Source organism: Saccharopolyspora antibiotica (assembly GCF_047200635.1).
Classification (GTDB): Bacteria; Actinomycetota; Actinomycetes; order Mycobacteriales; family Pseudonocardiaceae; genus Saccharopolyspora_C.
This window is the reverse complement of sequence record NZ_JBJZOI010000001.1, coordinates 189,730-202,604: the sequence shown is the minus strand read 5'-3', so window position 1 is coordinate 202,604 and position 12,875 is coordinate 189,730. Positions and strand designations below refer to the sequence as shown.

The 12,875-nt window shown below is 72.6% G+C and carries 11 protein-coding genes; 6 read left to right on the top strand and 5 right to left on the bottom strand.

All coding sequences use genetic code 11. The features are described from left to right. Positions 1-137: 137 nt before the first annotated feature. Together ACL03H_RS00580 and ACL03H_RS00575 are read right to left on the bottom strand one after the other, a co-directional pair. On the bottom strand, positions 138-1,346 hold the full coding sequence (locus ACL03H_RS00580) for a cytochrome P450 (RefSeq protein ID WP_412809010.1): 1,209 nt from the start codon (positions 1,344-1,346) through the stop codon (positions 138-140). A gap of 63 nt (positions 1,347-1,409) precedes the next feature. Next, complete coding sequence (locus tag ACL03H_RS00575) at positions 1,410-2,063, bottom strand: TetR/AcrR family transcriptional regulator (RefSeq protein WP_412809009.1); 654 nt, start codon at positions 2,061-2,063, stop codon at positions 1,410-1,412. Positions 2,064-2,232: 169 nt separating this feature from the next. Here ACL03H_RS00575 and htpG point away from each other — a divergent pair, with 169 nt between their 5' ends. Continuing rightward, the gene (gene htpG, locus ACL03H_RS00570) at positions 2,233-4,128 is read left to right on the top strand and encodes a molecular chaperone HtpG (RefSeq protein WP_412809008.1); all 1,896 of its coding nucleotides are present in this window, start codon (positions 2,233-2,235) and stop codon (positions 4,126-4,128) included. A gap of 34 nt (positions 4,129-4,162) precedes the next feature. Here htpG and ACL03H_RS00565 read toward each other — a convergent pair whose 3' ends face one another. Then, positions 4,163-4,960 (bottom strand): ion transporter, encoded by a 798-nt coding sequence (locus ACL03H_RS00565; protein WP_412809007.1) that lies wholly within the window; start codon positions 4,958-4,960, stop codon positions 4,163-4,165. Positions 4,961-5,201: 241 nt separating this feature from the next. Next, positions 5,202-6,242, bottom strand: a complete 1,041-nt coding sequence (locus ACL03H_RS00560; protein ID WP_412809006.1) for an NAD(P)-dependent alcohol dehydrogenase — start codon at positions 6,240-6,242, stop codon at positions 5,202-5,204. A gap of 190 nt (positions 6,243-6,432) precedes the next feature. Between ACL03H_RS00560 and ACL03H_RS00555 the strand changes: the two genes are divergently transcribed. Together ACL03H_RS00555 and ACL03H_RS00550 are read left to right on the top strand one after the other, a co-directional pair. Beyond that, on the top strand, positions 6,433-7,032 hold the full coding sequence (locus ACL03H_RS00555; protein ID WP_412809005.1) for a TetR/AcrR family transcriptional regulator: 600 nt from the start codon (positions 6,433-6,435) through the stop codon (positions 7,030-7,032). Positions 7,033-7,163: 131 nt separating this feature from the next. Then, complete coding sequence (locus ACL03H_RS00550) at positions 7,164-8,981, top strand: flavin-containing monooxygenase (RefSeq protein WP_412809004.1); 1,818 nt, start codon at positions 7,164-7,166, stop codon at positions 8,979-8,981. Between the two features lie 96 nt (positions 8,982-9,077). On the opposite strand, the gene ACL03H_RS00545 is transcribed toward ACL03H_RS00550, so the two are convergent. Continuing rightward, positions 9,078-9,494: a CBS domain-containing protein gene (locus ACL03H_RS00545; protein WP_412809003.1), complete on the bottom strand. Its 417-nt coding sequence runs from the start codon at positions 9,492-9,494 to the stop codon at positions 9,078-9,080. Between the two features lie 206 nt (positions 9,495-9,700). On the opposite strand from ACL03H_RS00545, the gene ACL03H_RS00540 reads away from it, so the two are divergent. The 3 genes from ACL03H_RS00540 to ACL03H_RS00530 are packed head-to-tail and all read left to right on the top strand — an operon-like array spanning position 9,701 to position 12,869. Next, the gene (locus tag ACL03H_RS00540; RefSeq protein ID WP_412809002.1) at positions 9,701-11,125 is read left to right on the top strand and encodes an NDP-hexose 2,3-dehydratase family protein; all 1,425 of its coding nucleotides are present in this window, start codon (positions 9,701-9,703) and stop codon (positions 11,123-11,125) included. Next, positions 11,122-12,120, top strand: a complete 999-nt coding sequence (locus tag ACL03H_RS00535) for a Gfo/Idh/MocA family protein (RefSeq protein WP_412809001.1) — start codon at positions 11,122-11,124, stop codon at positions 12,118-12,120. The genes ACL03H_RS00540 and ACL03H_RS00535 overlap by 4 nt, the downstream gene beginning before the upstream one ends. Then, on the top strand, positions 12,120-12,869 hold the full coding sequence (locus ACL03H_RS00530; RefSeq protein WP_412809000.1) for an NAD-dependent epimerase/dehydratase family protein: 750 nt from the start codon (positions 12,120-12,122) through the stop codon (positions 12,867-12,869). The genes ACL03H_RS00535 and ACL03H_RS00530 overlap by 1 nt, the downstream gene beginning before the upstream one ends. Positions 12,870-12,875: the final 6 nt, after the last annotated feature.

Here is a 12,875-nt window from a genome sequence, read left to right as displayed (position 1 = left end):
GCGGCCCGCGGGCGGCCCGGGGCCCGGTGGTCGGCCCGACCGCGCTCAGGTGCCGGACGCGGTCCGGCGCGTCGTGCGCACGGCGGTGGCCCGCGCACCCGCCGGGGACGGGTGCGCGGGCCGTGGCGGCCGCGTCGTCACCAGGTGACGTCGAGCTTCTTCAGGCCGTAGACGAAGTGGTAGCTGCGGAACTCGATCTCGTCGTCGGGGGTCGCCGAGCGCAGCTCGGGGAAGCGGCGCAGCAGGGCCGGGAACGCGATGCGCATCTCCATCCGGGCCAGCGGCGCCCCGAGGCAGTGGTGCACCCCGTGGCCGAAGCCGATGTGCCCGGCGGGCTTGCGGGTGACGTCGAGGACGTCCGGATCGGCCACCAGCTCCGGATCCCGGTTCGCCCCGGGCAGCGCGAACAGCACCATCGCACCCGCCGGGAGCACCTCGCCGCCGATCTCGACCTCCCGGGTGGTCACCCTGGGCGCCCCGGTGTGCACGATGCTCAGCCAGCGCAGCAGCTCCTCCACCGCGGGCCCGACCTGCTCCGGGTCGTCGCGCACCAGGGCCAGCTGCTCGGGATGCCGCAGCAGCGCCAGGGTGCCGAGCCCGAGCATGTTCGAGGTCGTCTCGTGCCCGGCGAGCAGCAGCAGGTTCGCGATGCCCACCAGTTCGGACGTCTCCAGCTCGTGCCCGTGCTCGCGGATCAACATGCCGAGCAGGTCGTCACCGGGCTCGGTCTGCGCGCGCACGACGAGTTCGCGCATGTACTCGCGCTGCGCGATGTCCGCCGCCACCCGCTCCCGCTCCGGCAGCGAGGTGTCCAGGAGAACGCCGGTGCGCTCCTGGAACTTCGCGCGGTCGACGTAGGGCACCCCGAGCAGCTCGCAGATCACCAGCGAGGGGATCGGGAGCGCGAAGTCCGCGACGAGGTCGCGCGGCGCTCCGGCGCGCTCCATCGCGTCCAGGTGCTCGTCGACGATCTCGACGATGCGCGGCTCCAGCCGCTTCATCCGCCGCACCGTGAACTCCGGGGTGAGCATCCGCCGCAGCCGGGTGTGCTCCGGCGCGTCGAGGGCGAGCAGGTTGCCCCGGCGCAGCTCCGCGGCTTCCTCGGCGGAGAGCTCGGAGTTCGGGCGCTCCCAGGCGTTGCTGAAGGTCTCCGCGTCACCGAGCAGCGCGCGGACGTCGGCGTACCGGGTGACCAGCCACGCCCGCGCGCCGAACGGGGTCACGACCGGGGTGGGGGCGGCCTCCTCGCGCCGGGCGGCGAGGTCGGGAACGGGGTCGAACCCGTTGCGGCGCATGTGCAACGGGAGCTCGGGGGCGGGGGCGGGATCGGTCGGTGCTGAGGACATCAGGCCCTCCTGATCGAGGTGGGGAACGCACTCGACACTACCCAAGTGAGAACGTCCTCTCACTTAATCCGGCTGAGAATTCCCTGAGCGTTCCTCGTCGTCCGGGGTGAACGGCAGCCGCTCGGTGGCCGCCTCCGCGCGGCAGCCGTCCAGCAGCACCGCGAAGTAGCGCCGCCAGCCCTCCGGTCCGCCGGTGGTCTCCTCGGCCACCCCGCTGCTGGCCGCCGACAGGGCCATCACCAGCACGGCGGTGAGGTCCCGCTCCACCAGCTCCGGCCGGACGACGCCGCTGCGCTGCGCGCGCCGCAGCAGCTCGCCCATCGGCGCCAGGAACCGGGGCACCACGTCGTTCAACGGCACCCCGGACTCCCCGGCGGCGCGCAGCAGCGCGGAGTTGCGCACCACCGTGGCCACGCTGTCGCCGAGCCCCCGGCGCAGTCCGCGCCACGGGTCCGGATCGGCCGCCGCCTCGTGCAGCAGCGGCTCCACCTCGGTCGTGAAGTACTCGTCGAACACCGCGCGCACGAGCTGCTGCCTGCCCGCGAAGCGGCGGTACAGGGTGGCCGGGCCGACCTCGGCGCGGCGGGCCACGTCCTCCAGCCGGATCGCCGGGCCGCGCTCGGTCAGCTCCGCCCGCGCGGCCGCGAGGATCCGGGAGAGGTTGCGCCGGGCATCGGACCGCAGCGCTCGCTTCGAGGAGTTCTCCGAACCGGACACACCGCACAGCATGCCGGACCGCCCGCCACCGGCGGGAACCCCGGTCGAAGGCGTGCACGTCCCGGTGAGCGACCAAGTAATCTCACGCCAGCGGAATCCCGGCCGGACCGGCCGGCGGAACCCCCACGGCGTCGACGGCGGCACGCGAGGTGCGCCAGGAAGGAAGTCCATGAGCACGCAGGTGGAAACGGCCGAGTTCCAGGCCGAGGCGCAGAAGCTGCTGCAGCTGATGGTGCACGCCATCTACTCGAACAAGGACACGTTCCTGCGGGAGATCATCTCGAACGCCTCGGACGCGATCGACAAGCTGCGGCTCGCCTCCTACCAGGACAAGGACCTGCAGGTCGACACCGAGGACCTGCACATCCTGCTGGAGCCCGACCAGGAGCAGCGGACGCTGACGATCCGGGACAACGGCATCGGCATGAGCAAGGACGAGGTGCGCGACCTGATCGGCACCATCGCGAAGTCGGGCACCGCGGAACTGCTCAAGGAGCTCAGGGACACCTCCGACGCGGCCGCCGCGCAGGAGCTGATCGGACAGTTCGGGCTCGGCTTCTACTCCAGCTTCATGGTCGCCGACAAGGTCGTCCTGGTGACCCGCAAGGCGGGCGAGGACAGCGCGACGCGCTGGGAGTCCTCCGGCGAGGGGACTTACACGATCGAGACGATCGAGGACGCCCCGCAGGGCACCTCGGTCATCCTCCACCTCAAGCCCGAGGACCAGGAGGACCGGCTGCTCGACTACACCGACACCCGGACCCTGAAGCAGATCGTCAAGAAGCACTCCGACTTCATCGCGTGGCCGATCCGGCTGGAGGTGGACAAGCCCGGCGAGGAGGGCGAGACCACCCGCGAGCTGGAGACGATCAACTCCATGAAGGCGCTCTGGGCGCGGCCCAAGGGCGAGGTCGAGCAGTCGGAGTACAACGAGTTCTACAAGCACGTCGCGCACGACTGGAACGACCCGCTGGAGACCATCCACCTGCGGGCCGAGGGCACCTTCGAGTACCAGGCGCTGCTGTTCCTGCCCGCGACCGCCCCGTTCGACCTGTTCTCCCGGGACCAGAAGCGCGGCGCGCAGCTCTACGTCAAGCGCGTGTTCATCATGGACGACTGCGAAGAGCTGATGCCGGAGTACCTCCGGTTCGTCAAGGGCGTGGTGGACGCCCAGGACCTCTCGCTCAACGTCTCCCGCGAGATCTTGCAGCAGGACCGCCGGATCCAGATGGTGCGCCGCCGGCTGGTGAAGAAGGTGCTCACCACCGTGCAGGAGCTGCAGGCGAACGACGCCGAGCGCTACGCGACCTTCTGGGAGAACTTCGGCCAGGCGGTCAAGGAGGGCATCGTCGGTGATCCGGAGAACAGCGAGCTGATCCTGGACATCTCCTCGTTCGAGTCGACCCGGGACGAGACCGAGAAGACCTCGCTGCGCCAGTACGTCGAGCGGATGCCCGAGGGCCAGGAGGTGATCTACTACATCACCGGTGGTTCCCGGGCGAAGGTGGAGAACTCCCCGCACATCGAGGCGTTCCGGGACAAGGGCCTGGAGGTGCTGCTGCTGACCGACCCGATCGACGAGATGTGGGTCGAGTCGGTGCCGGAGTTCGACGGGAAGCGCTTCCAGTCGATCACCAAGGGCGAGGTGGACCTCGACGAGGACTCCGAGCAGGACGCGCAGCAGAAGGAGGAGTTCTCCGGGGTCCTGTCCTGGCTGAGCACCGCGCTGTCCGAGGACGTCAAGGAGGTGCGGCTGTCCTCGCGGCTGAGCAGCTCGCCCGCCTGCATCGTCGGGGACAACCAGGACATGACGCCCACGCTGGAGAAGATGTACCGGGCGATGGGCCAGCAGGTGCCGCGCGTCAAGCGGATCCTGGAGATCAACCCGACGCACCCGCTGGTGAGCGGGCTGCGCGACTCCTACGGCCAGCACGGGGAACGCGCGGACCTCACCGAGACCGCGCAGCTGCTGTACGGGATGGCGCTGCTCGCCGAGGGCGGGGAGCTGCGCGATCCGGCGAAGTTCACCAGCCTGCTGGCGAACCGCCTCGCGTCCTCGCTGTGAGCCGGGCGGGCCGGGGCCGTCGAGCCCCGGCCCGTCACCGCCCCGCGGCGGCGGGGGTCTCGCGCAGTTCGCGGACCTCCGCCCGCAGGGCCCGGACCTCGCCCAGCAGGTCCTGCACGGCGGCCCGGTCGGCCGCCGGGCGCTCCTCCCGGCCGACCTGGCTCTCCATCGCGCTCACCGCGACCGCGATGAACAGGTTGAGCACGGTGAACGTGGTCACCGCGATGTAGCCGACGAAGAAGACCCAGGCCACCGGCTGTTCGGCCATCACCTCGCGCGCCACGTCCGACCAGGCCTCACCGGTCATCACCTGGAACAGGGTGAACAGCGAGTCGCCGAGGTCGCCGAAGTACTCGGGCGCGATCTCGCTGTAGAGCGTGGTGGCCAGCACCGCCGCGACGTAGAGGATCAGCGCGAGCAGCGCCGCGATCGAGGCCATGCCCGGCAGCGCGGACAGCAGCGCGGCGACCACCCGGCGCATGCTCGGCACCACCGAGATCAACCGCAGCGCCCGCAGGATGCGCAGGGCGCGCAGCACGCCGAACCCGCCCGAGGCGGGGACGAGCGCGATGCCGACGACCACGAGGTCGAAGCAGTTCCAGGGATCCGCGAAGAAGCGCCGCCCGTGCGCGTGCACCCGAGCGGCCAGTTCCACGAGGAAGAACGCGAGCGCGGCGCGGTCGATCGCGTGCAGCAGCACGCCGTACCGGGCCATCAGCCCCGGCGCGGTCTCGCAGCCGAGCGTGATCGCGTTCAGCACGATGACGCCGACGACGACGGCGTGGAACGCGGGCGCTTCGACGACGGTCCGGACGCGCTCCCGCGCACTCATGCCACTCCCCCGCTCGCCGACCTCCCCCGCTGGAGATCAACTTTATCGGGCGGCCCCGCGCGGGAGCGGCGCGGCGTCGTCCTCGTTCCGCTCGGCGGCGAACCCGCCGAGCGCCGACGGCACGACCCGCGCGGACGACTCCCGGCGGCTTCCTCGCGAGGACCGCCCGAGCACGGGCCGCTCCCGCGGCGAGGAAGCCGCCGAGGTTCCGCCGCTCACCCCGCCGAGCAGGGCGGGAGCGTCACAACGTAGCGGTGTCGATGACGAAGCGGTACCGGACGTCGCTGTTGCGCACCCGCTCGTAGGCCTCGTTGACCTGGTCCGCTCCGATGGTCTCGATCTCGGCCCCGATGCCGTGCTCGGCGCAGAAGTCCAGCATCTCCTGGGTCTCCCGGATGCCACCGATCATCGACCCGGCCAGCGACCTGTTGCCCGCGATGAGCGAGAAGGCGTTGTAGGACAACGGGACCGGCGGGGCTCCCACGTTCACCATCGCGCCACCGGTGGCCAGCAGCGAGAGGTAGGAGTCCACCGGCAGCTCCGCCGAGACGGTGTTGATGATGAGGTCGAAGCTCCCGCGCAGCGCGGTGAAGGTGTCCGGGTCCGAGGTCGCGCGGTAGGCCGCCGCCCCGAGCCGCAGCCCGTCCTCCTGCTTCTTGAGGCTCTGGCTGAGCACCGTGACCTCGGCACCCATCGCGGCGGCGATCTTCACCGCCATGTGGCCGAGCCCGCCGAGCCCGACCACCGCGACCCGCTTGCCGGGCCCGGCACCCCACTGGTTCAGCGGCGAGTAGGTGGTGATGCCCGCGCACAGCAGCGGCGCCGCCTCGTCCAGGCCGACCCCGTCGGGGATCCGGCACACGAAGGCGTCGCGGACGACGACCTGACCGCTGTAGCCGCCGTAGGTGTTCTCACCGTCGAAGCCGACGCCGTTGTAGGTCTGCACGTTGCCGCGGGCGCAGAACTGCTCGGTGCCCGCGCGGCAGGCCTCGCACTCCCCGCAGGAGTCGACCATGCAGCCGACACCCACCCGGTCGCCGACGCGGTGCGCGGTGACCTCGGAGCCGACCGAGGCCACGGTGCCCGCGATCTCGTGCCCGGGAACCATCGGGAAGATCGCCTCACCCCACTCCTCGCTCGCCTGGTGCAGGTCGCTGTGGCAGATGCCCGCGTAGGCGATGTCGATGAGCACGTCGTCCGGGCGCAGGTCGCGACGGTCGATGGTGGTGCGCTCCAGCGGAGCGCCCGGCCGCGGGGCGGCCAGGGCGGGTGTCGGGGCCATGCGTTCCTCCAGTCACTTCTCGTGCGCGCATTGCCATGCGTTCATGCGCCCCCTCAAAGTTAGAGAGCACTTACATTGGGCGCAATCGAAAGACCCTGTCCGAGAACTCACACCCCGCCTGGTGTGTGATCTCCGTCAGGGCGGGAATCAGATCGGGACCCGCCGACCCGCGAACAGGAGGCGATCGGACTTGAGCCCTGCCACACCGCGCGGCTACCACCACGGAGAGCTCCGGGAGGCGCTGGTGCGGACCGCGCGCGAGCTCATCGCCGAGCGCGGGCTCGCCGCGTTCTCCGTGGCCGAGGTCGCCCGCCGCTGCGAGGTGAGCACCGCGGCCCCCTACCGGCACTTCCCGGACCGGGCGGCGCTGCTCGCCGAGGTGGCGCGCACCGTCGCGCAGGAGCTGCGCGCCGAGGTCGTCGAGGCGGCCGCCGCGCACGAGGACCCCGCCGACCGGCTGGCGGCCGCGGCCGCCGCCTACACCGCGCACATGCTGCGCCACCGCGCCGGGCTGCACGTCGTGTTCGCCGAACCGCTGCGCGACGCGGGCTTCGCGGAGCTGCACGCCCAACGGCGGCTGCTCATCGACGAGTACCTGGCGCTCTCGTTCGCCGCGGCCCCCGACGCGGCGCGCGGGCTGCTGCTGATGGAGCAGCTGCTCACCCAGGCGCACGGCTACGCGACCTTCTACCAGGACGGGGTGCTGTCGATGAACGGCTACGACGTCGAGGAGGTGGTGCGCAAGTCCGCCGAGGCGGCGCGCACGATCATCACGGGCACCGCCGGCTGACTCCCGCATCCGGGGGACGTGGGTCCGCAACGGTGCCACTCCCCTTCCCGCTCCCCGGCCGGATCGGGTTCGCTAGCCGGAGAACGCGCCGTCGCGGGTGACGGCGCGCGCGGTGCGGGGAGGTCATCGTCATGTCCGAGACGCTGCACGAGACGACCGAGCGGGCCGGTGCGCGCGAACGCGCCGAGACCTGGCTGACCGGGTTCGGGGCCGCGCTCGCCGAGTGCGACGGGGAGCGCGCGGCGGGCTTGTTCGCCCCCACGTCGTTCTGGCGCGACCTGGTCGCGTTCACCTGGAACCTCAAGACCGTCGAGGACCGCGCGGGCGTGACCGATCTGGTGCGCGCCACCGCCGCGAACACCGGGGCGCGCGGCTTCCACCTCACCGAGGAGCCCACCGAGTCGGACGGGGTGGTCGAGGCCTGGTTCGCGTTCGAGACGGCCGTCGGGCGCGGCACCGGGCACCTGCGGCTGGTCGAGGAGGGCGCCTGGACGCTCCTGACCACGTTGGACGAACTCACCGGGCACGAGGAGCCGACCGGCCCCCGGCGGCCCCGCGGCGCCGAGCACGGGGTGCGCCCGGGGCGGCTGAGCTGGCGGGAGCGGCGAGACGCGGAGCTCGCCGCGATGGCCGAGGGCGGCGGCCCCGAGGTCCTGGTGGTCGGCGGCGGGCAGGGCGGCATCGCGCTGGGCGCGCGGCTGCGCCAGCTCGGCGTCCCGCACCTCGTGGTGGACAGCCACGCCCGGCCCGGCGACCAGTGGCGGAACCGCTACAAGTCGCTGTGCCTGCACGACCCGGTCTGGTACGACCACCTGCCCTACCTGGAGTTCCCTCCCACCTGGCCGGTGTTCGCGCCGAAGGACAAGATCGCGGACTGGCTGGAGATGTACACCGCGATCATGGAGATCAACTACTGGACGTCGACGACCTGCCTCGCGGCCGATCACGACGAGGAGACCGGCCGGTGGACGGTGCAGCTGGAGCGCGACGGCGATCCCGTCGTGCTGCGCCCGGCGCACCTCGTGCTGGCCACGGGCGTGTCGGGCAAGCCGAACGTGCCGGAGCTGCCCGGCCGGGACCGGTTCCGCGGCGAGCAGCACCACAGCTCGCGGCACCCCGGCCCCGACGCCTACCGGGGCCGGAAGGCCGTGGTGATCGGGTCGAACAACTCGGCGTTCGACATCTGCGCGGCGCTGTGGGAGGCCGGGGCCGAGGTGACCATGGTGCAGCGCTCCTCCACGCACATCTCCCGCTCGGAGTCGCTGCTGGAGCTCTCGCTGGCCCCGCTGTACTCCGAGGAGGCCGCGGCGGCGGGCACGACCACCCGCCGGGCCGACCTGATCTTCGCCTCGATGCCGTACCGGATCATGGATCGGTTCCAGCGGCCCGCGTGCGAGGCGATTCGGGAGCGCGACGCCGCGTTCTACGCGCGGATGGAGGCGGCCGGGTTCCGGCTCGACTTCGGCGACGACGACTCGGGGCTGTTCATGAAGTACCTGCGGCGGGGCTCGGGCTACTACATCGACGTGGGCGCGGCCGAGCTCGTCGCCGATGGCTCGATCCGGCTGGCGCACGGGCAGGTCGCCGAGCTGACCGAGGACGCGGTGCTGCTGGCCGACGGCACCGAGCTGCCCGCGGACCTGGTCGTCTACGCCACCGGGTACGGCTCGATGAACGGCTGGGCGGCCGACCTCATCGGCCAGGAGGTCGCCGACCGGGTCGGCAAGGTCTGGGGGCTCGGCTCGGACACCACGAAGGACCCGGGGCCGTGGGAGGGCGAGGAGCGCAACATGTGGAAGCCGACCCGGCAACCGGGCCTGTGGTTCCACGGCGGGAACCTGCACCAGTCCCGGCACTACTCGCTGCACCTGGCCCTGCAGCTCAAGGCCCGCGTCGAGGGCATCCCCACCCCCGTCTACGGCCTGCAGGAGGTGCACCACCTGGCCTGACCGCCACCCGCGGCCCCGCTCGGACCGCCAGCGGCACGAGTTCCGGGGAGCGGCCCCGCGCCGGCGGGCCGCTCCCCGGAACTCCGGATCCGCCCCTCAGGCCGTGGACAGGGTTTCCACGAGGTCGCCGACCTGGTGGTTCGGCAGCGCCTTGGCCACGTCCGACAGCGAGACCATGCCCACCAGCCGACCGCCGTCGATGACCGGGAGCCGCCGGACCTCGTGCGCCGTCATGGTCGCCAGCACCGTCTCGGCGGAATCGTCGGCACCCGCCGTCACCGCCTCGGCCTGGTTCAGGTCACCGGCGGGGAACGAGCCCACGTCCCGTCCCCTCCCGAGCACCTTGACGACGAGGTCCCGGTCGGTCACCACTCCCTTGATCTTGTCGTCCTTGCCGCAGATCGGCAGCGCGCCCACCCCGAGCTCCGTCATCAGCCGCGCCGCGTCGGCGGCGGTCTGGTCGGTGTTCACGCACCTCGTGCCGGGGGTCATCATCTCGCGTGCGGTCGTCATCGTTCTCACACCTCCTGGTGGATCGGACAGTCGGACAGAGCCCGCGATCAACCCGGGACTACCCGGGCCCCCGGGCGCGCAATCATCCGGCCGGCCCGGCCCGACCCGGCCCGACTGGGGTTTCGCCTACTCTTTCCCCGGTAGGAATGGGGGCCGACCCGGCGAGCCGCCCGCGGAGCACCGGGACCCTGCGCGGAGGAGGCCCCATGCCTGCCGGAAACCTGCTGCGCCAGCCGGACACCACGCTGCCGCACCGCTTGGCGCGCTCGGCGAGCACCGAGCGGGACGCCCTGCACTCCACCGAGGAGCTCCTGTCCTGGCTCGCCGAACGCGGCGCCGCCCAGCTGCACGACGTGCGCCGGATCCCCTTCGCGGAACTGCACAAGTGGCGATTCGACGACGCCACCGGCGACCTCGGCCACGACAGCGGGAAGTTCTTCCGCGTGCAGGGCCTGCGGGTGCAGACCGACCACGGCCCGGTGCGCTCCTGGACCCAGCCGATCATCAACCAGCCGGAGATCGGGATCCTCGGCGTCCTGGCCCGCGAGATCGACGGCGTGCTGCACTTCCTGATGCAGGCCAAGACGGAACCGGGCAACGTGAACGGCGTGCAGCTGTCCCCCACCGTGCAGGCGACCCGCAGCAACTACACCCGGGTGCACGAGGGCGGCGCCGTCCCGCACCTGGCGCACTTCCGCGACGCCTCCGAACGGCAGGTGCTCAGCGACGTGCTCCAGTCCGAGCAGGGCTCCTGGTTCTTCCGCAAGCGCAACCGGAACATGGTCGTGGAGGCGAGCGGCCCGGTCGAGGAGCACGAGGACTTCCGCTGGATGACGCTCGGCCAGCTGCACCGGCTGCTGGCGGTGGACAACCTGGTGAACATGGACTCCCGCACCGTGCTGTCCTGCGTCCCCGGCGGGTTCGAGGGCGCGGCCGAGGAGCCGGGCGAACTCGCCGCCGCCCTGGCCCGCTCCGGAGATCCGCGCTCCGGCACGCTGCACACCACCGCGGAGATCCGCAGCTGGATCACCGCGCGGCAGTCCGAGCACCTGGTCCGCACCGACCTCATCCCGCTGCACGGGGTGCGGCGGTGGCGGCGCACCGCGGACGAGATCCGCCACGAGCTCGGCGCCTTCTTCACCGTGCTGGCCGTCGACGTGCGCAGCAACAGCCGCGAGGTCGGCGGCTGGACCCAGCCGCTGCTGCGCCCGCACGGCACCGGCGTGGTGGCGCTGCTGGTCACCCGCGTGGACGGGGTCCTGCACGCGCTGGTGAACGCCCGCGTGGAACCCGGCTACCTCGACGTGGTGGAGCTGGCGCCGACCGTGCAGTGCACGCCGGAGAACTACGAGGGGCTGGGCGTGGACTACCGGCCCCCGTTCCTCGACGAGGTGCTGCGGCGCGATCCTGGGCAGGTGCTGTTCGACACCGAGCTCTCCGAGGAGGGCGGTCGCTTCTACCAGGCCCGCAACCGGTACCAGATCATCGAGGTGGCGCCGGAGGCCGCCGACGGGGCGCCGCCGGACTTCCGCTGGCTGACGCTGCACCAGCTCACCGAGCTGCTCAAGCACAGCCACTACGTCAACGTGCAGGCCCGCAGCCTCGTCGCCTGCCTGCGGGGCCTGCGGTGAGCGCCGCGGCGCCGCGTCCCGGGCCCCTGCGGCTCGGGGTCCTGGGCTGCTCCGCGATCGCGCGGCGGCGCACCCTGCCCGCGATCGCCGAGATCCCGGAGCTGACCACCACCGCCGTCGCCAGCCGCGACCCCGCGAAGGCGGCCGAGTTCGCCGCGCGCTTCGGCGGCACCCCCACCGGTTACGCCGAGCTCGTCGAGGACCCCGGCGTCGACGCGATCTACCTGTCGCTGCCCACCGCGCTGCACCACGAGTGGGCCGCCCGCGCGCTGCGCGCGGGCAAGCACGTGCTGTGCGAGAAGCCGCTCACCGACCGGGGCGAGCGCACCGGGGAGCTGACCGGGCTGGCCCGGGAGCGCGGGCTGGTGCTGCGGGAGAACTTCGCCTTCCTGCACCACCCGCAGCACGCGGTGGTGGCCGACCTGCTCGCGGGCGGGCGCCTGGGCGAGCCGCGCACCTTCACCGCCACCTTCGGCATCCCACCGCTGCCCGCCTCGGACATCCGCTACTCGCCGGAGCTCGGGGGCGGGGCGCTGCTCGACGTCGGGGTGTACCCGATCCGCGCGGCGCAGCTGCTGCTCGGCGCCGGGCTGGAGGTGGTGGGCGCGGCGCTGCGGATCGACCGGGAGCGCGGCGTGGACCTGGCCGGGCACGCGCTGCTGGTGTCCCCGGGCGGTGTGTTCGCGGACCTGGAGTTCGGCTTCCAGCACACCTACCGCTCCCGCTACGGGGTGTGGGGCTCGGCGGCGGCGCTGGCCCTGGACCGCGCGTTCACCCCGCCCGTCGAGCACCGCCCGCTGCTGCGCATCGACGAGCAGGACCACGCCGAGGAGCGGGTGCTGGCCCCGGCCCACCAGTTCCGCGAGTCGCTGGCCGCCTTCGCCCGCACCGCGCTGGACCGCGACCCGGGCGAGAGCGCCTGGCTGGACGCCGCCGAGGAGACCGCGCGGCTGGTGGACGCGGTGCGCGAGCGGGCCGTCCGGGCACCGGTCTGATGGAGGTCGTCGGCTCCGGGTTCCTCGCCCGGCACTTCGCGGCGCACTGCGGCGACCGGTACCCCGAGGTCACCGTGATCGCGGCCGGGGTGTCCACCACGGCCGCCGCCGACCCCGCCGCCTTCGCCCGGGAAGCCGCGCTCGTCGACGAGGTCCTGGACCGCTGCCGCCGGAGCGGGCGCACCGCGGTGTTCCTGTCCACCTCCTCGGCCGCGCTCTACGGCTCCGACGGGGTGCCCGGTACCGAGGACTCGCCGGTGACCGGGCGGAACGCCTACGGCAGGCACAAGCTCGCGCTGGAGCGCCGCTGCGCCGAGTCGGGGGCGCGCCACCTGGTGCTCCGGCTGACGCACCTGGTCGGGGCGGGTCAGCAGCCCGGGCAGCTGCTGCCGACCCTGGTGCGCGGCGTGCTCGCCGGCTCCGTGACCGTGCACCCCGCCGCGCACCGGGACCTGCTGGACGTGCGCCACGTGCCGCCGGTGCTCGCCGAGCTGTGCTCCCGGGAGGTGCGCGGGGAGGTCGTCAACGTGGCCTCCGGGGTGCCGATCGCGGTCCCGGATCTGGTGGAGGCGCTGCAACGCCACCTCGGCGTGCGCGCCGAGCTGCACCGGGTTGCGCGACCGCCGCAGCTGACCCGGGTGAGCCTGGCGAAGCTGCACCGCCTGGTGCCGTGGTTCGCCGAGCTCGACTTCGGTCCCGGTTACCTCGACGACCTGCTGACCCGCTACCTCCCCGCCCGCACCAGCTGATCCGCC

What these genes read in the sequence shown, in the direction of transcription:
- ACL03H_RS00560 (WP_412809006.1), bottom strand. Translation starts at nt 6,242, where the DNA reads ATGGCCCCGACACCCGCCCTGGCCGCCCCGCGGCCGGGCGCTCCGCTG.
- htpG (WP_412809008.1), top strand. Translation starts at nt 2,233, where the DNA reads ATGAGCACGCAGGTGGAAACGGCCGAGTTCCAGGCCGAGGCGCAGAAG.
- ACL03H_RS00540 (WP_412809002.1), top strand. Translation starts at nt 9,701, where the DNA reads ATGCCTGCCGGAAACCTGCTGCGCCAGCCGGACACCACGCTGCCGCAC.
- ACL03H_RS00550 (WP_412809004.1), top strand. Translation starts at nt 7,164, where the DNA reads ATGTCCGAGACGCTGCACGAGACGACCGAGCGGGCCGGTGCGCGCGAA.
- ACL03H_RS00565 (WP_412809007.1), bottom strand. Translation starts at nt 4,960, where the DNA reads ATGAGTGCGCGGGAGCGCGTCCGGACCGTCGTCGAAGCGCCCGCGTTC.
- ACL03H_RS00530 (WP_412809000.1), top strand. Translation starts at nt 12,120, where the DNA reads ATGGAGGTCGTCGGCTCCGGGTTCCTCGCCCGGCACTTCGCGGCGCAC.
- ACL03H_RS00545 (WP_412809003.1), bottom strand. Translation starts at nt 9,494, where the DNA reads ATGACGACCGCACGCGAGATGATGACCCCCGGCACGAGGTGCGTGAAC.
- ACL03H_RS00580 (WP_412809010.1), bottom strand. Translation starts at nt 1,346, where the DNA reads ATGTCCTCAGCACCGACCGATCCCGCCCCCGCCCCCGAGCTCCCGTTG.